We start from the raw sequence: 22,098 nt of genomic DNA, 5'->3' as shown, positions 1-22,098 counted from the left end.
ACCCGGCAACCCGGCAACCCGGCAACCCGGCAACCCGGCAACCCGGCAACCCGGCAACCCGGCAACCCGGCAACCCGGCAACCCGGCAACCCGGCAACCCGGCGGATTTTCAAACGAGGCCGGCGTCGTGGACCAGCAGAGCCACCTGGACGCGGTTGTTCAGCTCCAGCTTGATGAGCAGCCGGGACACGTGCGCTTTGACCGTGGCCACCGACATGTGCAGGTCGTTCGAGATCTCCGCGTTGGACCGCCCCTGCCCGAGCGCGAGCGCGACATCCCGCTCCCGCTCGCTGAGCCGATCGAGCTGCTGCGAGGCCCGAACCTGCGCGGGCTGTGCCGGCGCCGCCACATGCGCGATCAGCTGCCGCGTCACCGTAGGCGAAAGCATCGCCTCCCCCTGCGCCACCTTGCGCACGGCTCGAAGAATCTCCGCCGGCGGCGTGTCCTTCAGCAGGAACCCACTGGCCCCCGCCCGCAACGCCCGCAGCACGTACTCGTCGGCATCGAAAGTGGTCAACACGATGACCTCGGGCGCCCCACCCCGAGCCCGCACACTCTCGGTCGCCGTCAGCCCGTCCACCCGCGGCATCCGAATATCCATCAGCACCACATCAGGCCGAAGCGCCGCCACCGCCCCCGGCACTTCCGAACCGTCGGCCGCCTCCCCCACGACGGCCACATCCGCCGCCGCCGACAAAATCATCGTCAGCCCCGCCCGGACAAGCGCATCGTCATCGACGATCAGCACGCGCACCGGCTCCGCCCCCTCGGGCCCCGCATTCTCCTTCACCGATGCTGGCTCCCCCACGGCATCCACTCTTCCGGCCCTCACCCGCTCGGCTGCTCCGACCGCTCCAGCTTCTCCGACCGCTCCGCCTTGTCGGACCGCTCCGGCCCCTCCGATCGCATAGTTCCACCACCGATGCCCGCTCCCCCACCGGCACCGCTGCCGCCGAACCTCTTCACCCTAGGCCGCCGGTCATCGGCGCTCAGTCCGTCCAACGCCCCTGTATCGACCGCTCGCGACAGGCGAAAGCAAAACCGCGGCCGCCAGCGTCCATGACAGCTCGAGCGACATCGCCACAGCAGCCCTCACGAGGGGATCACGGTGGCCAGGGGAGCCAGGCGGTCAGGGCGAACTGGTTGTCGGCGGTGCGGCCGTGGCGCAGGTGGCCGCCGGCGAGGGAGGCCCGCTCGGAGAGGCCGATCAGGCCGGTGCCCGTGCCGGGGATGGCAACCGATGGGTTGATCAGGGGCCACGGGTTCCGGATGTCGATGGTCAGCCCGTCGCCAGCGGCTCCGTCGACCGCGACCCGCACCGTCGTGCCGGGCGCGTGTTTGCGGGCGTTCGTCAGGCCTTCCTGAACGATCCGGTAGGCCGTCCGCCCGGTGCCGTCGGGCACGGAGGTGGGCTCGATGCGTACATCCAGCCGGACTTTGACCCCCGCCGAGCGTGACTCGTCGGCCAGGTCCGGCAGCGCTCCGAGCGTCGGCTGCGGCGGCTCGGGCGCGCCCTCCGGGGCCTCGGCGCGGAGCACCCCGATCACCTCGCGCAGGTCCTGCAACGCCTGGTGCGCGCTGGCCCGGATGACGCCGGCCGCGGTCGCCACGTCCTCCGAGTTCGCGTCGGGACGGATCTCCAGCGCGCCCGCGTGCAGGCTGAGCAGCGAGATCCGGTGGGCGAGAACGTCGTGCATCTCCCGGGCGATTCGCGTGCGCTCGAGCGAGCGCGCCTGCGCGACCCGCAATTGCTGCTCCGACTCGGCGCGCTCGGCCCGGTCCCGCAGCGACAGCACTAGTTGACGCCGGGAGCGGACCACCATGCCCCAGAGACAGACGATCACAATGAAGACCACGCCCCATGCCACCGCTTCCCAGTAGGTCTGGCCGTCCTCGGGACGCAGCAACGGGAAGGCGACGTTGGTCAGCGCCGCAGCCCCGGCAAACACCGCAAGATAGATGAATCGGCGATGCACCGCGACGGTGAACAGCACGATCATGCAGGTGACGGCCGCGGCCACCGTGAACAAGGAGGCCACCGCGCAGAAGGTGGCCAGTGGGATCAGCCATCGACCGCGCCGCCACCACAGGCCGAGCGCCGCGACCGTGCCGACGGCGAAATCCAGCCAGATCATCCAGGTCGGCGCGCCGTCCCAACTGGGCACCACGCCGGGCTCGGGCTGCAACAGGTCGATGGTGACGAGCAGCGTGAACCCGTAGCCGAGGACGAAGCACAGAACGTCGATGATCCAGTCACGGGTGGATCGGCGCATCGGAACGGCCGACTCCAGCCCGGCCGGCAACAGCCACTGATACTCCGGCTTCAGCTTTCCCACAGGGCCGACTTTACGAGCGGCTCCGGCCCGGCCGATACCTACCAAAGTAGGGGTTCGCCCCATACCAAGGTTTTCCGCCGGCGACCTCCGGCCGACGCGCGCACCCACCCGTGGCCGCCAGGCTTGAGGCATGATCACGGTCGAACATCTCACCAAGAGGTACGGCAACCACCCCGCCGTCGACAACGTGTCCTTCTCCTGCGAACCGGGCACCGTAACCGGCTTCCTGGGCCCGAACGGCGCCGGCAAGTCGACCACCATGCGCATGATCTGCGGCCTCACCTCGCCGACAGCCGGCACAGCGACCGTCAGCGGCGTCCCGTACCGGCGGCTGGGCAACCCCGGCCGCCACGTCGGGGTCCTGCTCGACGCGTCCGCCCAGCACGCCGGGCGGACGGGGCGCGAGGTGCTCAGCCTGGCCGCGCTCACCATGGGCATCGACACCCGCGAGGTGCCTCGCACGCTGGACCGGGTCGGCCTCAACGCGACGGCCGCCAAGCGCCGCGTCCGCGCGTACTCCCTGGGCATGCGGCAGCGGCTCGGCCTGGCCCTGGCCCTGCTGGGCGACCCGGCCGTGCTGATCCTGGACGAGCCGGCGAACGGCCTCGACCCTGAGGGCATCTTCTGGATGCGCGGCCTGCTGCGCGACTTCGCCGACCGCGGCGGCACCGTGCTGCTCTCGTCGCACCTGCTGCGCGAGGTGGAGGCGGTGGCCGACCACCTGGTGGTGATCGGCGGCGGCCGCATCGTCGCCCAGGGCGACAAGACCGAGTTGCTCGCCGCTTCGGGCACCCTGGTCCGAGCGCTCGACCCGGCCGCGCTCGAGCTGGTGCTCAAGCGGGCCGGCATCACCGGCACGAAGACGACCGACGGGGGCGTCGTCGTGCAGACCGGCGCCGAGACCGTCGGGCGCGCCGCCGCCGACGCCGGGCTCGTCCTGCTCGAGCTGCGCCCGGCCGGCAGTGGCGGCCTGGAGCAGATGTTCCTCACCCTGACCGCCGGCGATTCCGTGAAGGAGGCCGTCCGATGACCGCCGTGCTGGAGAACCCGCCGCAGATCGAGCGCGTCAGCACCCGCCCGGTGCCGATGGGCCGGCTCACGCTGATCGAGCTGCGCAAGCTCGCCGACACCCGGGCCGGGTTGTGGCTGCTCATCGTGATCGCCTTCGCCACGGCCGCCACGTCGGCCATCATGATCGGCTGGTCGCCGGACGAGGAGCAGACGTTCCAGGGTTTCTTCCAGTTCGGTCTGCTGCCGTCGTCGGTCCTCCTGCCGGTGCTGGGCATCCTCTCGATGACCGGCGAGTGGTCGCAGCGCACCGCGCTGACCACATTCACTCTGGTGCCGGCGCGGAGACGGGTGATCGGCGCGAAGCTGATCGCCGGCGTGCTGATCGCGATCGCGTCGACCGCCGCCGCGCTGGCCCTGAGCGCCGTGGCGAACCTGCTCGGCGCGGCCCTCGGGGGCGACGGATCGTGGACGATCGACGGCTCGGTGATCTGGCAGGGTGTGGCCCTGCAGGTCGTCTTCGTGCTGATGGGCATCGGTTTCGGCGCCTTGCTGCTGAACACGCCGCTGGCGATCGTCGCGTACTTCGCCGTGCCGATGGTCTGGTCGATCCTCGGTGGGACCATCAAGGCGCTGCGGACGGCGGCCGAGTGGATCGACATCAACACCACGACGACGGCCATGTCGGAGCCGGACATGACCTCCGGTGAGTGGGCCCGGGTCGGTGTCTCCGCCGCCGTCTGGGTCGTGCTGCCGCTCGCCTTCGGCGTCTGGCGGGTGCTGCGGCGCGAGGTCTCGTAAGCGGCCGGCGGCCGGGCGGAGGTACCGTGGCGCATGCCCATCGGTGCCCAGCCGCCCGGCCGTCGCGGCACGGTCGAACAGCCCTACAGCGCGCTGAACCTGCGGCTCGTCCTCGCCGCTTTCGGCTTCGTCGTGTGCACGGTGCTCGCGATTCTGCTCTTCCGGACCGGTTGGACCGTGCCCGGCTGGCTCCTGCTCGCGTGGGCGGTCGTCGCCGTGGTCGACATGGTCGTCGTCCAGCTGCGGCGCCGGGCCCGCCGCCGCGCCGAGGGCGAGCGCGACCACTCCGTCTTCGAGTAGCCGCCACGCCTCCCCGAATCGCCGCATGTTGGCAATCCGCCCGGTGGGCGACGGGTAGCGTCCCTTGGCATGGACCGCGTCCGCTTCACAGCCTTTGCGGTGATAGCGCTGCTTCTTCCGCTGGTCGCCGTGCCCGGACCGGCCCACGCCGGCCCCGATCGGGCCAAGCCGACGGCGGACACGAGCGAGCTCGACCGGACCCGTTTCACCCTCGACGGGCGGGCGCTGCCCGAGGACCCTCGCTATCGGCCGCGGGCAAGGCCGGGCGTACGGTCGCGAGCCGCCGTGCAGCCGAAGCCGACGCCACCAGTCGGCACGGTCCGTGAGTGGCTCGGACTCGACGACACGACCGGCGGGTTCTACCGCAAGAAGTACGCGCTGCGGGCGGTCGGCCGGCACATCGAGGTGTGGGTCGCCCAGGATCTCGCCTTCCCCACCACCGACTGCCGGAAGGGCTCGCTGGAGATCACCGACGCGCAAGTGGCCGAACTGATCGGCGAATTCGACCGGAGGATCTACCCGCTGGAGACCGCCGTCTTCAGCACACCGCCCGACCGCGACGGCACGAAGGCGACGACGCCGGGCGATTTCACCGGCGACGGCGACAAGACGGTGACGCTCGTGGACAACGTGCGCGACGCCAACTACTTCACCTTCCCCAAGGCGGTCACCTACACGGCCGGTTTCTTCACGGCGCAGCTCAACGAGCTCTTCGACCGCAATGTGATGACCATCGACGCGTACGACTGGAAGCATCGCCTCGGCGGGGAGCCGGCCGACGAACCGACCGGTGACCTGTGCACCAGCCGCCCGGCCCGGCCCCGGATGTACGAGTCGACGTTCGCCCACGAATGGCAGCACCTGCTCGAGTACTACAAAGACCCCGACGAGATCACCTGGCTCAACGAGGGCTTGTCCGACTTCGCCCAGTCGCTCGTCGGTTACGTCGACGGCCGTACGACGGTCGACGAGCCGGGCATCGACACGCACCTGATGTGCTTCCAGGGCTTCGGGCCGGTCAAGACGAGGTACAACACGAACCCGCGTGACTGTGGCGGGCCGCAGAACTCGCCGAACCTGTGGAACGAGGGCACACCCAGCGAGGTGTTGGCCGATTACGGCCTCGTCTATCAGCTCATGCTCTACCTGCGGGACCGTTTCGGGCTGCGGACGATCTCGCTGCTGCACCGCGACGGGGTCCGGCAGGGCCTGGCCGCGGTCCAGGCGGCGCTGCCCACCGGTGTGCCCCTGTACGACGTGCTGCACGACTTCCAGACGATGACGCTGGTCGACCGGGTCGGCGGGGAGCCCGGCGCCAAGGTGATCGGCGCGGAGGCGAACAAGGTCACCGCCAAGAGCCTGCGCTCGACGGTCAACCTCGACAACAAGGCCTCGTACGCCGAGGCGGGCGTCGCGCCCAACGGTGCCGATTACGTGCCGTTGCCGACGCCCGTGCGCTCGCTGGACTTCACCGGGGCGACGCACCTGCCGCCCCTGCCGACCGGCTGGAAGGTCGCCGAGAAGACGCTCTTCTCGGGTAACACCAACGGTCTCGACTCGCACGCCGTACGGCAGGTCACCGTGCCGGAAGGCAAGCCGGCGCTGACTCTGGAGACTTCGTACGCGCTGGAGGATCGCTACGACTACGGCTATGTGACAGTGTCGACCGACGGCGGGCGCAGCTATCTCGCGTTGCGCGGGGATCGCACGACGGTCGGGCCGCTCGGCTTCGGCCTCACCGGGGCGAGTGGTGGCGTGGTCAAAGCGACCTACGACCTCACCTCGTATGCCGGCAAGAAGATCCTGCTGGGTCTGCGCTTCGTCAGTGATGCCGCAGGCGCCCGGGGTGGATGGCGGATCGGCACGGTCGCGCTGGGCGGCACGACGCTGAGCGACGGCTCCACCCTGGCCGGATGGACCTCGCCCACCTCGATCGTGCCCACACCGGTGCACAACTGGCACGTGCGGCTTGCCGGGCTCGGCCCGGACCGCGTCGAGATCGTGACACCGGACAAGTTCGCGCGGCTCAAGGCCTACCCGAAGGTCGTGGCGATCATTTCCTACGACGAACCAACGGAGAAGATCAAGCAGTACGCGCCCTATCGGCTCACGGTCAACGGGATGGTGCAGCCGGGCGGGGGCGCGCTTCCCCCCGGTGAGCGACCTCAGCCGGGCGGCAGAAGACCGTAGATCAACGCGGTGGAGCCGGAACCGGCCTTGTTGATCTGGCCGCCGCACAGCACGTGGGCGCCGATCGGTGGGAGCGCGGCGAGGTTGGCCAGGACCTCCAGGCTGATCCGATGGCGCTGGTAGACCAGTCGCGAGACCTCGTAGCTGTCGTCGTGGCCGGGATCCGGGCTGAACGTGTCCGTCCCCGTGCCGCCACGGCGGCCGAGCCGGCCGGTGTCGACCAGCCAGCGCACCGTCTCCAGGGCGAAGCCCGGCTGGTGGAGCACCCCGTCGGCGTCCTGATTCAGGAAGGCCGCCGTGCCCCAGCGCGCGTCCCAGCCCGTCCAGATGATCACCATCGACCCGTCCGGAATCCGGCCGTGCCGGCGCTCCCACGCCTGAAGGTCGGCGATCGTCACCTCGTAATCCGCATCGCCGGCGCACTGCTCCCGCACGTCGATCCGCACCGCCGGCAGGCATAGGTCCTCCAGGTCGAGATCGTCGGCCAGCGGCTGGCCGGGGTTGAAGTGGCCGGGGGCGCCCCAGTGGGTGCCGGTGTGCTCGCCCTCGCGGACGAAACGCAGGTAGAAACCGTCCTCCTCGACGGTGGCGACGGTCTCGAGCTCGAAGGCCGGATCGCCGGGATAGACGAGGGTCGTCGCCGGGTCGTTGAGATGGGACAGGTTGATCAGTCGGGGCGGCGCCCAACGGCCGGCGGCTCGGGTCATGCCGACACATTGACACTGTCACCCTGACAGTGTCAAACTCATCGGCATGTGGACGATGGACGAGCTGGTGGAGCGGGTACGTGAGGCCTTGGCGGCCGAGTATCCCGGCGCACCCAACGCACGCGTCCGCGATGTGCCCGACCGGCGGGCCATCCGGTGGTATACGACGATCGGCCTGGTCGACAAGCCCCTGGGCATGCGCGGGCGGACCGCGCTGTACGGCCCGCGTCACCTGCAACAACTGGTCGCCATCAAGCGCCGTCAGGCGGCGGGCCAAAGCCTGGCGCAGATCCAGGCCGACTTCACATGGATCTCTCCCGAGGCCCTGAGTGAGGCCGCACAGGTGCCCGAGCACCTCCTCGCCGACGGCGACAGCCGTCAGCCCGACCACGGCGGCGCCACCCGCACCCGTTTCTGGGCCGACCCGGCCGGCCCCGGCTTTCACGGGTCGGTCGCCGCCAAGGCCACGACCGCGGCGCCGGCCCCGCCGCGCCAGGTGACCACCATCCCGCTCACCGGCTTCGCCCTCGGCGGCGGCGTCCTGCTGATCGTCCCGCAGACCCTGACCGACCGCGACCGCGACGACATCGCCGCGGCCGCCGCGCCACTGATCGACCTGCTCGTTGCCCGTGGCCTTACTGATGGGAGCTCTTCATGACCTTCACCGTCGCCCCGATGGGTCCGGGCGAGATCAGCCGGATCCGGATCCTGCCCGACGCCGGCTTCGGTTCCCTCCGCACCGACCGCGGCGCCCTGCCGCTCGACCGCCTCGACGTGCGCGCGCACATCGGCGGCCTGGTCGCCCGGACGGTCGTGCTGACCGAGTTCGTCAACGTGCACGAGGTCGCGCTGGAGGCGACCTATGTCTTCCCGTTGCCCGATCGGGCCGCCGTGACCGGCATGACGATGACCGCCGACGACCGCACCGTCGAGGCCGACCTGCAGGAGCGGGCGGCCGCCCGGGAGACGTACGACAAGGCCATCGCGGCCGGCCGGCGCGCTTCCATCGCCGAGGAGGAGCGGCCCGACGTCTTCACCATGCGGGTCGGCAACATCCTGCCCGGCGAGCGGGTGACGATCCGGCTCAGCCTGGTCGGCCCGCTGCCGTTCGAGGACGGCGCGGCCACGTTCCGGTTCCCGCTCGTCGTGGCTCCCCGCTACATCCCCGGCACTCCGTTGCCCGGTCCCTCGGCCGGCGACGGGCAGGCACAGGACACCGACGCCGTGCCCGACGCGTCCCGCATCACTCCCCCGGTGCTGCTGCCCGGCTTCCCCAACCCGCTGCGGTTGTCCATCGGCGTCGACATCGATCCGGCCGGGCTGACCCTCGGCGAGGTCAAGTCCAGCCTGCACACGGTCACCGACCAGGACGGCACGCTGACCATCGCTCCCGGCGAGCGGGCCGACCGCGACTTCGTGCTGCGCCTGCCGTACGAGGGCGGCGGCGAGACGGCGATCGCCGTCGCCGACGAGGGCACCGGGGAGCCGGGCGGGGTCTACCAGCTGGTGGTGCTTCCGCCGGCCGACACTGCACCGGCCCGGCCCAAGGACGTGGTACTGCTGCTCGACCGCTCCGGCAGCATGGGCGGCTGGAAGATGGTGGCCGCCCGCCGCGCGGCGGCCCGCGTCGTCGACACGCTGACCGCGGCTGACCGCTTCGCCGTGCTCACCTTCGACCACCAGGTCGACCACCCCGCCGACCTCGGCGACGGGCTGGCCGAGGCGACCGACCGCAACCGGTTCCGGGCCGTGGAGCATCTCGCCCACGCGACCGCCCGCGGCGGCACGGAGCTGCTCAGTCCGCTGTCGCAAGGACTGAGCCTGCTTCAGGCCAGCGAAGGCCGTGACCGGGTGCTCGTGCTGGTCACCGACGGCCAGGTCGGTAACGAGGACCAGATCGTCCACGACATCACCCCGCTGATCGGCGTCACCCGCATCCACACGATCGGCATCGACCGCGCGGTCAACGCCGGCTTCCTCGGCCGGCTGGCCGCGCTCGGGGCGGGCCGGGCCGAGCTGGTGGAGAGCGAGGACAGGCTCGACGAGGCGATGGAGCACATCCACCGCCGGATCGGCTCGCCGGTCGTCTCCGGCCTGCGCATCACCGGCGACGGCCTGCGCCTGATCGACGACGAGCGCAGCCCGGCCCGCCTGCCGGGCATCTACCCCGGCGTCCCGCTCGTGGTGAGCGGCCGGTACGCCGGCTCGGCTGGCGGCGCTCGGTTCACAGTCACCGGGCGCACCCGCGACGACCGCGAGTTCAGCACGACGATCGCACTGCAGGAGCGGTCCGAGCCGGCGATCAGGGCCCAGTGGGCGCGGGCTCGGCTGCGCGATCTCGAGGACGCCTACGCGGCCGGCGACCGTAGCCTCGAGCAGCGCATCGTCGACACCTCCCTGCGTTACGGAGTGCTGTGCCGGTTCACCGCCTTTGTCGCGGTCGACAGCCGGGTGGTCAACGAGGGCGGCACGAACCGGCGGGTGACCCAGCCGGTCGAGCTTCCCCAGGGCTGGGAGGCGCCGGGTGACGTCGCGCCGGCCATGCTGCACATGGCGTCCGCGTCCTTCGCCGCTCCCCCGATGCCGCCCAGCGCGCCCACCCCCGGCGGACCTGCGCTGTTGGGCTTCGACGGGGCCGCCGAAACCTCGGCGGGTGGAGGTGCTGGAGCTGTGCTCGGTGGCGCGCCCAGTGGGCGACGGGCCGGCTCTTTCGCCAATTTCGCCGCGCCCCGCGCCCGGACGGCCGTCTCCAAGCTGGCCGGTGGCATGGCCGGGACAGCGCCGTCGCTCGACGAGATGCGCGCCCTGGCCGCGACCGAGGCCCAGCGCCTGCGCGACGCGGCCGGCCTGCCGGTCTGGGAGCGCCGTGACCTGCTCGACGATCTCGGCAGCCGCCTCGACGTCCTGGTCGGCTCGGCCGGCGACGATGCCTACCAGCCCTTGCGCGACCTGGTCACGCAATTGCGCGGCGACGCCTCAGTCGACGAGAAGTGGGAAGCCGCCCTGCAGGCCTTGACCAGCTTCGCCGGCCCTGAGCCCACTTCCACTCCGGACGCTCCCACACCGCCGCCCGCGGCTCCGGAGCGGAAGGCCTTCTGGAAACGCTGACACCACGGCGGGCCGGCGCCCACCAGACGCCGGCCCGCCCGCCAAACGCGCCCACCAGCACCGTCGCGACCGCCTGCCAGCGCGACCCGACCTGACCTGGCCGGACCTGACCTGACGTGTCGCGGCCCCGTGCGAGGTCCGCGAGGCGGGCGGGGCCGACGGGTCGCGCGAGGCGGGCAATGCACTGTCCAGCTCGCGCGGGGGCTGCCCAGCGCGCGCGTGGGGTGGGCCGGGGCGGGAGGTGTGTCGAGGGTGGAGGGTCAAGGGGTAGGTTCTTGGTGATCTTGGGTGCTGGTCGGGGAAGTTGGGTGATTTGCCCGCTGTGGTGGGGTGTCGGTTTGCCGACTTCGGTGTTCGTTCCCTGCCCTGGCGGGCGCATCGGGTGGAAAGTCGGATCTTCGGGGGCGGTGTGAGGGCGATCAAGGCGGGTAGGTTGGTCGGTCGATCGTCTCTTGGCGGCTCGATGGCGGCGGGTGATTCGTGACAGGCGACGAGGTTGGGGACGAGCGGGATCCGCTGCTCGTTCGGCCCTTCGTGCTTCGCGACTCCGGGGCGCCGAGTGAGGATGCGGCTGCGGAGGGCGGGGCCGGGGAGACCTGGCCGGCGGCGGGTCGGGAAGTTCGGACGCCGCCGGGGGCTGGCGGGGCCGAGGATGCGACTGCGGTAATCGTGCTGCCGGGCGGGCGGCGGCGCAGTGGGCGGCGGCGGCTGATCGTTGTGGCCGCGGCGGCTGTTGCTGTGCTGCTCGGGGTCGCGGCGGCGGGGTATGCGGCGTTGCGGTCGGACGTGCGGCCTCAGGTGTCCACGGGGCTGGCCGACGGGCCGCTGCCACCGGCCACGGGGCCGGCGGCGACCGGGGCTTCGGCGCCGGTCAGTACGGGTGTGTCGTCGCCGGCGGCGAACGGGGACGGGCCGGGGGCCGGTTATGGCACCGGGTCGGGTTCGGAGGCGGGAACGGGGACGGGCTCGACCACAAGCACGCCGCCGAGGACTCCGGGAACACCCACCACCAGCCCGGGGGCGAGCGGGGCGCCGGCCATCGCGACGTCGCCGGCTTCGCCCGCGGCTACCCCGACCACGGTGCCGGGCGGGAAGACCGCTACGCCGAGCACGCCGGCGGGGATCGCGCCGCAGCCGCCGGCGGCCGAGCGGGTCGGGACGATCCGTGGGCAGAACGGGCTGTGCCTCGACCTCAACGGTGGGGTGGCGATCGACGGGAACCACATACAGGTTTTCGACTGCAACGGCACGGCGGCACAGACGTGGACGCTGGGGACGGACGGGACGCTGCGGGTGGCGGGCAAGTGTGCGCTGCTCGTCGGTGACAACTCGGTGGAGATCGTCAGCTGCGACGGGCGGACGCCGGCGCAGTGGCGGGTCTCCGGGCAGCTGCTCATCAACGCGGCCGGCAACGGGTGCCTGACCGATCCGTCGGGTGGGCGCCGCTCCGGTACGGGTGTCGAGGTCGGCGACTGCAACGGGACGGCCAAGCAACGCTGGTCACTTCCGTAGTCCGGATTGCTCCGGGCTGTGGTTCGCTAGCTTGTGAGCTTCTTGATCGCGATGGGGGCCGCGGTGGCCTACGCGCTCGGGTCGGTCCTGCAGGCGGTGGCCGCCCGGCGGCCCGGGACGGTGCTGGCCCTGGCGGTGTCGCCGCTCTACCTGGCCGGGCTGCTCGGGGACGGGGGCGGCTGGGCGCTGTCGCTGTGGGCCTTGCGCGGGCTGCCGGTGTATGTGGTTCAGGCGGTTCTGGCCGGGTCGGTCGGGCTCACCGTGCTGCTGGCCGGCGTGGTTCTGCGGACGCGGCTGCGGGGGCGGGACTACGCCGCGGTCGCCGTCATGGTGGCGGCGCTGGCCGTCATCGGGCTGTCGAGCCAGGAACAGCCGGCTTCCGTTCCGGCCCCCGGCACGACCACGGTGCTGACCGTAGGTGGATTCGCCGTGGCCGCGATCGCCGGAGTCGCCGTTCTGCTGACCGCGCGGACCGACCGACAAGGCGGGGCCGCGGCGGGGAGCGCCCGGCGGGGAGGGCTTGTGCTTGCGGGGCTGGCCGGCCTGGCGTATTCGGCTACCGCGCTGGCTGGGCGGGCGGTTCATGTGCGTACGCCGCTGGTCTCGACTTTGACCGAGCCGTTGCTGTGGGTCGTGGTTTGCAGCGGGCTGGCGGGGACGGCCGCGTATGCGGCGGCGTTGCGCCGAGGAAGTGTCGCACCGGTTACGGCGCTGCTCTGGGCGGTCGAGGTGATTGTTCCGGCCGCCGTGGCGGTTGCGCTGCTGGGTGATGAGATACGTGAAGGCTGGGCGGTTCCCTCCGTGCTCGGCATTCTTGCGGTGGTCGGTGCGGCTGCGGTGCTGGCCGGCGCCTCCGCCACTGCCGCCAGCGCCGCCGCCGACCAGCAGCCGTCACAACAGCAGAGGTCGGCGTGACCGCAAAGCAGCCCCCGCCCGAGCCCGGCGAAGCGGAAGCGGCCAAGGGCTGAAGCGCAGCCGAAACGGCCAGGCCGATGCGGAAGCAACTAGAGCAAGGTCCGAGCGGACAAGACCAGGCCAGGGCCGACCGGCCACGACCGGGCCAGGGCCGACCGGACAAGACCAGGCCAGGGCCGACCGGACACGACCGGGGTCAGAGGGATTGGGCCAAGGACCGGCCGGCGGTGCGGCCGCTGAAGAGGCAGCCGCCCAGGAACGTGCCCTCCAGGGCGTTGTAGCCGTGGACGCCGCCGCCGCCGAAGCCGGCTGCCTCGCCGGCGGCGTAGAGGCCGGGGACGGGGGTGCCGGACGCGGACAGGGCGCGGGAGTTGAGGTCGGTTTGGATGCCGCCCAGGGTTTTGCGGGTCAGGATGTGCAGCTTGACGGCGATCAGCGGGCCGGCCGCCGGGTCGAGGATGCGGTGCGGGGCCGCCGTACGGCCGATCTTGTCGCCGAGGTAGCGGCGGGAGTTGCGGATGCCCTGGACCTGGGCGTCCTTGCTGTACGGGTTGTCGATCTGACGGTCGCGGGCCTCCAGCTGGGTCCGGATCGTGGCCACGTCGAGCAGCGGCTTGTCGGTGAGCGCGTTCATGCCCGCGACCAGCTCCTCCAGTGTGGACGCGACCACGAAGTCGTCGCCGCGGCGCTTGAACGCCTCGACGGGAGCCGGCGCGCCCTTGCCGAAGATGCGCTCCTTGAGGAACGCGCGACGGTCGCTGGCCGTGATGTCGGGGTTCTGCTCGGAGCCGGAGAGCGCGAACTCCTTCTCGATGATCTTCTGGGTGAGGATGAACCAGGAGTGGTCGTAGCCGGCGATGTCCGGCGTCGTGCGCAGGTGGCGCAGCGTGCCCATGGTGTCGTAGCCGGGCAGGTACGGCGCGGGCAGGCGCCGGCCGAGCGCGTCGAACCACATCGACGACGGGGCGGGCAGGATGCGGATGCCGTGTCCGGGCCAGATCGGGTCCCAGTTCTGGATGCCCTCGGTGTAGTGCCACATCCGGTCGCGGTTGACCAGGCGGGCGCCCGCCGCCTCGGTGATGCCGAGCATCCGCCCGTCGACGTGCGCGGGCACACCGGTGATCATCGACGCCGGTGCGCTGCCGAGCGACGGGGGCCAGTACTGGCGTACAAGCTCGTGATTGGCCCCGATCCCACCCGAAGCCACCACGACGGCCTGAGCGGTGAGAGAGAAATCGGAGATCTCGTCCCGCGGCGACGGCACGCCGCGAGCACCGTCGAAAGGCTTCAAGACCTTGCCCCGTACGCCCGTGACAGCACCGTCGGTGACGATGAGCTCATCGACGCGGTGGCGGAAATGGAAGTCGACCAGCGGAGACGACTGCACGGAGCGGACGAAGGGCGCGACCACGCCCGTACCCGTGCCCCAGGTGACGTGGAAGCGCGGCACCGAGTTGCCGTGCCCGTCGGCCCGCAGGTCGCCGCGCTCGGCCCAGCCCACGGTGGGCAGCCAGCTCAGCCCGAGCGAGGACAGCCAGGCCCGCTTCTCCCCGGCCGCGAACTCGACGTAGGCCCGGGCCCAGCGCACCGCCCACGAGTCCTCGTCGTCGAGGCGGTCGAACGCCGCGCTGCCCTGCCAGTCGCTCCAGGCCAGGTCGAACGAGTCGGTCACCCGCAGCCGGCGCTGCTCCGGGGTGTCGACCAGGAACAGGCCGCCGAACGACCAGAACGCCTGCCCGCCCAGGTTGGCGGCGTTCTCCTGGTCGACCAGCGCGACCCGCTTGCCGGCGGCGATCAGCTCGTGGGCGGCGGCCAGGCCGGCGAGACCGGCACCGACGACGATGACGTCAGCGTTCATGACCCGGCAATGTACCGGAGATTCCGAAGAAGTTTCAGATTCCGGCGACGACGTTTTGCAGGTCGGCGAAGGACCGTCGCAAGACCGAGATAAGCGGCTTGTCCGAATCGTCGGACACCCACCGACTGAACGCCACCCGAAAGGCGAGCACCCCAGCCTCGGCAGCGAAGATCGCGTCCGCCTCCGAAACCCCCCGAACACCCAGAGCGCCGGCCAACGCCGACGCCAACCGGGCCAGCTTCCGCAGTTCCCGCTCCATCAACTCAGGATTAGCCGTGATCACCGCGTTGCGGGCCCGCGGATAGGTGACGTCCGGGAAGTACTCCCCCGCCGTGTCGAACGCGTTCATGATCACGCCCATCGGCGTCAGCCCGGCCGGCGCGTCAGCCACCGCCTTGACCAGCAGCTCTTCGAGCTGCGACGAGCCGGCGAACAGCACCTCACGCTTGTCGGCGAAGTGCCGGAAGAAGGTCCGCTCGGTCAGCCCGGCCCGCGCCGCGATCTCGGCGACGGTCGTCTGCTCGTAGCCGCGCGAACCGTAGAGCTCCAGCGCCGCCCGCTGCAGGCGGTCGCGCGCGTTCGGTTCCCAGCGTCCCATGGATCACATCCTACGTTGATGGCAGTCCCTGACATCGCGATGCTACGGTCATGACAGGAACTGACATCAGGAGGACAGCAATGCGCGTATTCGTCACCGGCGCCTCGGGCTGGATCGGCCGCGGGGTGGTCCCCGAGCTGCTCGACGCCGGCCACGAGGTCATCGGCCTGGCCCGCTCCGACGCCTCGGCCGCCCGCATCCGGGGCGCCGAGGTGCTCCGGGGCGACCTCGACGACCTGGACGTCCTCACCGAGGGCGCCCGGCGGGCCGACGCCGTGATCCATCTGGCCTACATCCACGACTTCGCCCGCTTCGCCGACTCGGCCCGGGCCGACCTGACCGCCATCCAGACGCTCGGCGCCGCCCTCGAAGGCACCGGCAAGCCGTTGACCATCGCCTCCGGCGTGCTCGGGGTGCGACCGGGCGAGCTGCTGACCGAGGACTTCATCCCTCCCCGCGACCTCCCCCACCCGCGTGTTCAGGCTGCGAGGGCCACGCTCGACCTGGCCGAGCGGGGTGTCCGGTCGTCGATCGTCCGGCTCGCGCCGACGGTTCACGGCGAAGGCGATCACGGTTTCGTTCCCGAGCTGATCCGCGCGGCCCGGGAAAGTGGCGTGGCGGCGTACCTCCGGGAGGGTCTGAATGTCTGGCCGGCCGTCCACCGGGACGACGCGGCGACGCTGTTCCGCCTCGCCATCGAGAAGGCGCCGGCCGGTTCGGTGCTGCACGGCGTGGCCGAGCGGGGCGTGCCCACCCGCGAGATCGCCGAGACCATCGGCCGCCACCTGGGGCTGCCGGCCCGGCCGGCCGACAAGATCGACAGCTTCCTCAGCGACTTCTACGCCCTCGACGCGCCGACCTCGAACGACGCCACCTGGCGGCTGACCGGCTGGACGCCGGGCAAGCCGGGCCTGATCGCCGATCTGGACGAGGGCCACTACTTCAAATAAGGACCGAACTAAGGCAACGAAACGGTCACGGGAAACTTAAGTCAATCGATGGCCGCTTGACCCGGGCGTGGGGTCGTGGGAACTGTTAAGTCACTTTCCGGTTCCCCACCCCCACCCGGGAGATCCCCTATGCGCAGACGCGCCCTCTTAGCCGCGTTCACGGCATTAGTCGCGGCGACAGCCACCTTCGGCGTACGCCTCGTGACCGCCGACGCCGCGCCGATCACCTTCGCCCACCCGGGCGTCCTGGTCAGCCGGGCCCAGCTCGACTTCGTCAAGGGCAGGGTCGCCGCCGGCGCCCAGCCCTGGTCGAACGCCTACACCCAGATGATGGCCAGCCGCTACGCCTCGCTCTCGCGGACCCCCGCGCCGAGGGCGACGGTCGAGTGCGGCTCCTACTCCAACCCCAACAACGGTTGTACGGATGAGCGCGAGGACGCCATCGCCGCGTACACCGACGCGCTGGCCTGGTACCTCACCGGCAACGCGGCCTACGCCCAGAAGTCGATCGCGCTGATGGACGCCTGGTCGGCCACGATCAAGTCGCACACCAACAGCAACGCCCCGCTGCAGACCGGCTGGGCCGGCTCGGTCTGGCCGCGCGCCGCCGAGATCATCAAGTACACGTACTCCAGCTGGCCCAACCAGGCCCGGTTCGCCACGATGCTGCGCAACGTCTATCTGCCCGTGGTCATCCAGGGCAGCTCCAGCAACGGCAACTGGGAGCTGTCCATGATGGAGGCCGCCGTCGGCATCTCGGTCTTCCTGGACGACAAGGCCGGCTACGACCGGGCCATCACCCGATTCAAGGCGCGCGCCGAGGCGTACGTCTATGTCGCCGCCGACGGCAGCCAGCCCAAGTACCCGCCCGTCGGCAGCGTCGACACCCGGGCCGAGCTGATCAGCTACTGGCAGGGCCAGAGCACGTTCGTCGACGGTCTCTCGCAGGAGACCTGCCGGGACTTCGTGCACACCGGGTACGGCCTCTCGGCCATCAGCCACGTCGCCGAGACCACCCGCATCCAGGGCGAGGACCTCTGGCCGGCGCTGGCCGACCGGACCCGGCACGCGCTGGGCTTCCACACCAAGTTCGAGAACGGCGCCGCGGTGCCCTCGAACATCTGCGGCGGGTCGGTGGTCAAGGGCCTCGGACCGGTCACGGAGGTCGCGTTCAACGCTCTGGGCAACCGCCTGGGGTACGCGATGTCGAACACCCAGACGTACACCGAGGCCAAGCGCCCCCAAGGCACGAACAACCTGTTCGTGGCCTGGGAGACGCTGACCCACGCCAACAATCCGGCCTGATCGGGAGTCCTGATGAGACGACGTGTTATTGGAGCGGCTGTGGTCGGGCTCGTCGTGGCCGGGCTCGGGGTGGCGGGCGTGACCAACGCGCTCGCGGCCTCGACGGGCACCGTGGTCAGCTCGGCCAACGGCAAGTGCCTGGACGTGACCAACGGCAGCACGGCCAACGGCAACCAGCCGCAGATGTGGTCCTGCTCGGCGGGGCCCAACCAGACCTGGACCTTCGCCGACGACGGTTCCGTACGGGGTCTGGGCAAGTGCCTCGACGTCGCCAACGGCGCGGTCACCGACGGCGCGGTCGTGCACCTGTGGGACTGCTACGCGGGGCTGACCAGCCAGCAGTGGACGCTGAACGCGAGCAAGGACCTGGTCAACGTCAAGGCCGGTAAGTGCCTCGACATCAAGGACAACAACCTCGCCGACGGCGCCAAGCTTCAGCTGTGGACGTGCGGAGGCGGGGCCAACCAGAAGTGGAGTTACTCCGGGACCCCGACGACGCCTCCCACGACCGTGCCCCCGAACCCGAACAACCCCGACCTCGGGCCGAATGTGACGATCTTCGATCCGTCCATGTCGGCCTCGACCATCCAGAACAAGCTGACCAGCGTCTTTAACAGCCAGGTGAGCAACCAGTTCGGCAATGCCCGCTACGCGCTGCTGTTCAAGCCGGGCAGCTACAACGTCGACGCCAACGTCGGCTTCTTCACCCAGGTCGCCGGGCTCGGGCTCACCCCGGACCAGGTCACCATCAACGGTCACGTGCACGTCGAGGCCGACTGGTGGCCGGACGGGTCGCAGAACGCCACCCAGAACTTCTGGCGTTCGGCCGAGGGCCTGTCGGTGACCCCGCCGGACGGGCAGGACCGCTGGGCCGTGTCACAGGCGGCCCCGTACCGCCGCATGCATCTCCGCGGGAACCTGGCGCTGTCCGACGGTGGCTGGTCGTCGGGTGGTTTCATCGCCGACTCGAAGATCGACGGGCAGATCCAGTCGGGCTCTCAGCAGCAGTTCCTGACCCGCAACTCGCAGATGGGCAGCTGGAACGGCTCCAACTGGAACCAGGTCTTCGTGGGCAGCCCCGGCGCTCCGGCGCAGAGCTTCCCGTCGCCGCCGTTCACGACGATCGGCTCGTCACCCACGATCGCTGAGAAGCCTTACCTGTACGTGGACTCAGCGGGCGCGTATCAAGTATTCGTACCCGCCCTGCGCAGCAACGCCAGCGGCACCACCTGGGCCGCCGGGAACCCGGCCGGCTCGTCCCTGCCGATCAGCACCTTCTACGTGGTGAAGCCGGGCGACACCGCGGCGACGATCAACGCGGCCCTCGCGGCGGGCAAGAACCTGCTCGTCACGCCGGGCGTCTACAACCTCAACCAGACACTGAACGTGGACCGCGCCAACACGGTGATCCTGGGCCTCGGCCTGGCCACGTTCGTGCCGACCGGCGGCGTGGACGCCATGCACATCGCCGACGTGGACGGCGTACGGCTGGCCGGGGTGCTCTTCGACGCCGGCACGACCAACTCGAACACCCTCCTGCAGGTCGGCCCGGCCGGCTCGTCGGCCTCCCACGCGGCCAACCCGACGGTGCTCTCCGACGTCTTCATCCGCATCGGCGGCGCCATCGCCGGCAAGGCCACGATCAGCATGCAGATCAACAGCAACAACGTGATCGGCGACCACGCCTGGATCTGGCGGGCCGACCACGGCAACGGCGGCACGGTCGGCTGGACCATCAACACCGCCCGCAACGGCCTGATCGTCGACGGCGACAACGTGACGTTCTACGGCTTGTTCGTCGAGCACTACCAGCAGTACCAGACGATCTGGAACGGCGAGGCCGGCCGCACCTACTTCTACCAGAACGAGATGCCCTACGACCCCCCGAACCAGGCCGCCTACATGAACGGCGCAACCCGCGGCTGGGCCGCCTACAAGGTCGCCGACTCGGTCAACACCCACGAAGCGTGGGGCCTGGGCAGCTACTGCTACTTCAACGTCAACCCGGCGGTGGTGAACGCCCGCGCCTTCGAGGTCCCCGCCAAGACCGGCATCAAGTTCCACGACATGGTCACAGTGTCCTTGGGCGGCACCGGCACCATCACCAACGTCATCAACAACACGGGCGCCGCGGTGAACAGCGGCCACCAGGTCACCAGCCTGGTCAGCGGCCCGTAATCCCCCGCGCCGGCCGGCCGAACCGCGGCCGGCACACCCTTCTCGCGGATCGTCCCCCCTTAATGATCCGCGAACCGAGCGGCCGGCGCGCCCTTCACCGGGCTCGCCGGCCGCTATTTCTTCGGTTATTTTCGGGTTGGCCGGGCGCCTAATCCCCGAGGTATCTTTGTGGGCACGAGGTCCGCTTTATCGGGCCGCAGAGATAATTGCCCAGCAGTCGGTGATCAGCTTCGGCGAGCTGCATTTTCGGCGCGGGCGACGAATAAAGCTCTCGCCAGATCGGAAATCGTCGAGATCACCGCGCAGTCGGGAGCCATGCCGCAGCCCGCGTCGGGCATTTACCGGCGGGCAATAACCAGCTTTCGACGCCTTCCGCATCCGGGGCGAACCGCCCGGCCCCGCCCGAGCCGGCGACCGCATTGGCACCCACGTCGGCGCCCACACATGCGCAGACGGCAGGACAGCAGCGGCGCGGTCGAGGACAGCCCGGCCCAGCAGCCCGACGACGCACGAGGGCGGCACGGCCCAGCGGCGCGAATGATCGCGCCAGGGCCCAGCGGCCCGGGTGAGAGCGGCGCGGATGAGTGCGGCACGGCCCGGTGGCGCGAGTGACGGCGGCGCGGATGAGCGCGGCACGGCCCGACGGCCCGACGGCCCGGGTGAGGACAGCACGGCCCGACGGCGCGACTGGGAGCTGCGCGGATGAGCGCGGCGCGGCGGCGGAGGCGCAGAAGAGATCAGGCGAGCGAACTGGCCGGACGACTTCAGCTGCACAGGCCCCAGCGCCGCGAAAGGTATTCGACTGCGCGGGCGACATCCGCCGCTCGGCGCAGCGCGGCTGTGTGGACGAGTCCGGTGGCGTGGACCGCCACGGTTGGCCGGACGGCCACGACTGCGTGGACACCACGGCCGTGCCGATAATTTCAGTTGCACGGACAACTGCAGTTGAGCGAGCAACATCCGCTGGACAGCGCAGCCAGGCTGCACGGACGAGTGCCGCCATGCGAACTGCCAGAGCTGATCGGACAACTTCGACTGCGCCGACCTCCGAAACCGCACGGGCGCCTTCAGCTGCACGGACAACATCGGCCGCTCAGAGCAGCCAGGCTGCACAGACGAGTGCCGCCACGCGGATGGCCTGGACTGACCGGACAACTGCAACCGCGCAGCCTCCCGAAACCGCGCGGGTGGCTTCAGCTGCTGCATGAACAACTTCCCCTGCACAGCGCAGCGAGGTTGCACAGACAGTTCCAGCAGCCCCGACCGCGCGAGCCGCGCGGACGAATGCGACTGCATGGACGACTCCGACCGCACGGATGCCTCCGGTCGCGCGGACGACTCCAGCTGCGCGGACGACTGCGGCTGCGCGGATGCTTCCGATCGCCCGGACAACTCCAGCTGCGCGGACGACTGCGGCTGCGCGGATGCTTCCGATCGCCCGGACACCTCCAGCTGCGCGGACGACTCCAGCTGCACCGACGGCTGCGGCTGCGCGGATGCTTCCGATCGCCCGGACACCTCCAGCTGCGCGGACGACTCCAGCTGCACCGACGGCTGCGGCTGCGGCTGCGGCTGCGGCTGCGGCTGCGGCTGCGGCTGCGGCTGCGGCTGCGGCTGCGGCTGCGGCGATGATGCTCGGCGCTGGGGTGGGCGTTGGGGCTGGGGTTGGATTTTGGCTACGCGCTCGAGCAGGCAGTCAGGGCCGTGTTGCAAGCGGTGGAGCTTCTCGGCGTGGCGGTGTTTCAGGCCGTGGGCGCGGCGCTGGGCATGGTTCTGACGGAATTCGTCTTTGGCCGGCGACCAATTGCGGCGGCGGGTGCGATCGCTCATGGTGGCTATCTGGTGGCGGGAGAATAGTCCGAGCTGCTGGTACCGCATGACTAATTATCCCGCGCGCAGGGGATCGGAAAGATATGCGCAAGCTATGTTGATCGTGCCAATATCCAGCGGAACTCCGAGCGGCTGGAATGTGATCTCTGCGCACGTTATTCTTTGACATCAGAGATGACGGAGGACCGACGAAAGAAGGCGCGCGAATGCGCCTGCAGGAATTACTCAGCGCAAGACGGCCCGAAAGCGCGACCGCGACGGGCGACCCGTGGCGAGCGGGCCGCAACCAGCCGAAGCCGGGACACGGAGACCCCAGCGCTACCCCGCGCCCACCACCCCGCGGCCGGCCAAGCGCACCGCACCACAACAGCGACACGGAGACCGCAGCGCAACACCACGCCCACCACCCCTCGCCCAGCCAAGCGCACCCCACCACACAGCGACACGGAGACCGCAGCGCAACACCACTCGGGCATGGCGGGCCGGGAAGGCGACGACGGTG

At 70.6% G+C, this 22,098-nt stretch carries 17 protein-coding genes; 12 read left to right on the top strand and 5 right to left on the bottom strand.

All coding sequences use genetic code 11. From position 1 onward, the window contains the following. Positions 1 to 109: 109 nt before the first annotated feature. Together AB0J66_RS35800 and AB0J66_RS35795 are read right to left on the bottom strand one after the other, a co-directional pair. Complete coding sequence (locus tag AB0J66_RS35800) at positions 110 to 790, bottom strand: response regulator transcription factor (RefSeq protein WP_364670544.1); 681 nt, start codon at positions 788 to 790, stop codon at positions 110 to 112. 313 nt (positions 791 to 1,103) lie between these two features. Beyond that, on the bottom strand, positions 1,104 to 2,336 hold the full coding sequence (locus AB0J66_RS35795; RefSeq protein ID WP_364670542.1) for a histidine kinase: 1,233 nt from the start codon (positions 2,334 to 2,336) through the stop codon (positions 1,104 to 1,106). A gap of 130 nt (positions 2,337 to 2,466) precedes the next feature. On the opposite strand from AB0J66_RS35795, the gene AB0J66_RS35790 reads away from it, so the two are divergent. The 4 genes from AB0J66_RS35790 to AB0J66_RS35775 all read left to right on the top strand — a co-directional run bounded on the left by AB0J66_RS35790 (position 2,467) and on the right by AB0J66_RS35775 (position 6,635). Then, positions 2,467 to 3,366, top strand: a complete 900-nt coding sequence (locus AB0J66_RS35790) for an ATP-binding cassette domain-containing protein (RefSeq protein WP_364670540.1) — start codon at positions 2,467 to 2,469, stop codon at positions 3,364 to 3,366. Further along, a complete protein-coding gene (locus AB0J66_RS35785; RefSeq protein WP_364670538.1) occupies positions 3,363 to 4,145 on the top strand; it encodes an ABC transporter permease in 783 nt (260 codons plus the stop codon). Before AB0J66_RS35790 ends, AB0J66_RS35785 begins: the two co-directional genes overlap by 4 nt. Before the next feature lie 33 nt (positions 4,146 to 4,178). After that, entirely contained in the window at positions 4,179 to 4,445 is a 267-nt protein-coding gene (locus AB0J66_RS35780; protein WP_364670535.1) for a hypothetical protein, read from the top strand. 69 nt (positions 4,446 to 4,514) lie between these two features. Beyond that, positions 4,515 to 6,635 (top strand): peptidase M6 immune inhibitor A, encoded by a 2,121-nt coding sequence (locus AB0J66_RS35775; RefSeq protein WP_364670533.1) that lies wholly within the window; start codon positions 4,515 to 4,517, stop codon positions 6,633 to 6,635. Here AB0J66_RS35775 and AB0J66_RS35770 read toward each other — a convergent pair. Continuing rightward, on the bottom strand, positions 6,611 to 7,342 hold the full coding sequence (locus tag AB0J66_RS35770) for a cyclase family protein (protein ID WP_364670530.1): 732 nt from the start codon (positions 7,340 to 7,342) through the stop codon (positions 6,611 to 6,613). The two genes, AB0J66_RS35775 and AB0J66_RS35770, sit on opposite strands and share 25 nt — an antisense overlap. Positions 7,343 to 7,388: 46 nt before the next feature. Between AB0J66_RS35770 and AB0J66_RS35765 the strand changes: the two genes are divergently transcribed. The 4 genes from AB0J66_RS35765 (at position 7,389) to AB0J66_RS35750 (ending at position 12,877) form a co-directional block, all read left to right on the top strand. After that, positions 7,389 to 8,000, top strand: coding sequence for a MerR family transcriptional regulator (locus tag AB0J66_RS35765; RefSeq protein ID WP_364670527.1), 612 nt, complete (start codon positions 7,389 to 7,391; stop codon positions 7,998 to 8,000). Then, positions 7,997 to 10,450, top strand: coding sequence for a VIT domain-containing protein (locus AB0J66_RS35760; protein ID WP_364670525.1), 2,454 nt, complete (start codon positions 7,997 to 7,999; stop codon positions 10,448 to 10,450). Before AB0J66_RS35765 ends, AB0J66_RS35760 begins: the two co-directional genes overlap by 4 nt. Positions 10,451 to 11,119: 669 nt before the next feature. Next, positions 11,120 to 11,962, top strand: coding sequence for a ricin-type beta-trefoil lectin domain protein (locus AB0J66_RS35755; RefSeq protein ID WP_364670522.1), 843 nt, complete (start codon positions 11,120 to 11,122; stop codon positions 11,960 to 11,962). Positions 11,963 to 11,995: 33 nt separating this feature from the next. After that, entirely contained in the window at positions 11,996 to 12,877 is an 882-nt protein-coding gene (locus AB0J66_RS35750) for a hypothetical protein (RefSeq protein WP_364670519.1), read from the top strand. 196 nt (positions 12,878 to 13,073) lie between these two features. On the opposite strand, the gene AB0J66_RS35745 is transcribed toward AB0J66_RS35750, so the two are convergent. Both AB0J66_RS35745 and AB0J66_RS35740 read right to left on the bottom strand, forming a co-directional pair. Further along, complete coding sequence (locus AB0J66_RS35745; protein ID WP_364670516.1) at positions 13,074 to 14,735, bottom strand: FAD-binding dehydrogenase; 1,662 nt, start codon at positions 14,733 to 14,735, stop codon at positions 13,074 to 13,076. Between the two features lie 34 nt (positions 14,736 to 14,769). Continuing rightward, positions 14,770 to 15,333, bottom strand: coding sequence for a helix-turn-helix domain-containing protein (locus AB0J66_RS35740; RefSeq protein WP_364670514.1), 564 nt, complete (start codon positions 15,331 to 15,333; stop codon positions 14,770 to 14,772). Between the two features lie 80 nt (positions 15,334 to 15,413). Between AB0J66_RS35740 and AB0J66_RS35735 the strand changes: the two genes are divergently transcribed. From AB0J66_RS35735 to AB0J66_RS35720, 4 genes are all read left to right on the top strand, one after another. Beyond that, entirely contained in the window at positions 15,414 to 16,283 is an 870-nt protein-coding gene (locus tag AB0J66_RS35735) for an SDR family oxidoreductase (protein ID WP_364670511.1), read from the top strand. A gap of 129 nt (positions 16,284 to 16,412) precedes the next feature. Beyond that, positions 16,413 to 17,588 (top strand): alginate lyase family protein, encoded by a 1,176-nt coding sequence (locus AB0J66_RS35730; protein ID WP_364670508.1) that lies wholly within the window; start codon positions 16,413 to 16,415, stop codon positions 17,586 to 17,588. A gap of 12 nt (positions 17,589 to 17,600) precedes the next feature. After that, positions 17,601 to 19,766, top strand: coding sequence for an RICIN domain-containing protein (locus tag AB0J66_RS35725; protein ID WP_364670505.1), 2,166 nt, complete (start codon positions 17,601 to 17,603; stop codon positions 19,764 to 19,766). Positions 19,767 to 21,431: 1,665 nt separating this feature from the next. Further along, entirely contained in the window at positions 21,432 to 21,623 is a 192-nt protein-coding gene (locus AB0J66_RS35720; protein ID WP_364670503.1) for a hypothetical protein, read from the top strand. Positions 21,624 to 22,098 lie beyond the last annotated feature (475 nt).

The sequence above is a fragment of the Actinoplanes sp. NPDC049598 genome (assembly GCF_040675435.1).
Taxonomy (GTDB): Bacteria; Actinomycetota; Actinomycetes; order Mycobacteriales; family Micromonosporaceae; genus Actinoplanes.
Note: the sequence above shows the minus strand (reverse complement) of the source record. Positions and strands in the feature narration are given on the sequence as shown.

Excerpts from the sequence above, each read along its gene's own strand:
- AB0J66_RS35765 (WP_364670527.1), top strand. The coding sequence starts at position 7,389 with ATGTGGACGATGGACGAGCTGGTGGAGCGGGTACGTGAGGCCTTGGCG.
- AB0J66_RS35740 (WP_364670514.1), bottom strand. The coding sequence starts at position 15,333 with ATGGGACGCTGGGAACCGAACGCGCGCGACCGCCTGCAGCGGGCGGCG.
- AB0J66_RS35785 (WP_364670538.1), top strand. The coding sequence starts at position 3,363 with ATGACCGCCGTGCTGGAGAACCCGCCGCAGATCGAGCGCGTCAGCACC.
- AB0J66_RS35760 (WP_364670525.1), top strand. The coding sequence starts at position 7,997 with ATGACCTTCACCGTCGCCCCGATGGGTCCGGGCGAGATCAGCCGGATC.
- AB0J66_RS35730 (WP_364670508.1), top strand. The coding sequence starts at position 16,413 with ATGCGCAGACGCGCCCTCTTAGCCGCGTTCACGGCATTAGTCGCGGCG.
- AB0J66_RS35745 (WP_364670516.1), bottom strand. The coding sequence starts at position 14,735 with ATGAACGCTGACGTCATCGTCGTCGGTGCCGGTCTCGCCGGCCTGGCC.
- AB0J66_RS35780 (WP_364670535.1), top strand. The coding sequence starts at position 4,179 with ATGCCCATCGGTGCCCAGCCGCCCGGCCGTCGCGGCACGGTCGAACAG.
- AB0J66_RS35725 (WP_364670505.1), top strand. The coding sequence starts at position 17,601 with ATGAGACGACGTGTTATTGGAGCGGCTGTGGTCGGGCTCGTCGTGGCC.
- AB0J66_RS35790 (WP_364670540.1), top strand. The coding sequence starts at position 2,467 with ATGATCACGGTCGAACATCTCACCAAGAGGTACGGCAACCACCCCGCC.
- AB0J66_RS35770 (WP_364670530.1), bottom strand. The coding sequence starts at position 7,342 with ATGACCCGAGCCGCCGGCCGTTGGGCGCCGCCCCGACTGATCAACCTG.
- AB0J66_RS35735 (WP_364670511.1), top strand. The coding sequence starts at position 15,414 with ATGCGCGTATTCGTCACCGGCGCCTCGGGCTGGATCGGCCGCGGGGTG.
- AB0J66_RS35775 (WP_364670533.1), top strand. The coding sequence starts at position 4,515 with ATGGACCGCGTCCGCTTCACAGCCTTTGCGGTGATAGCGCTGCTTCTT.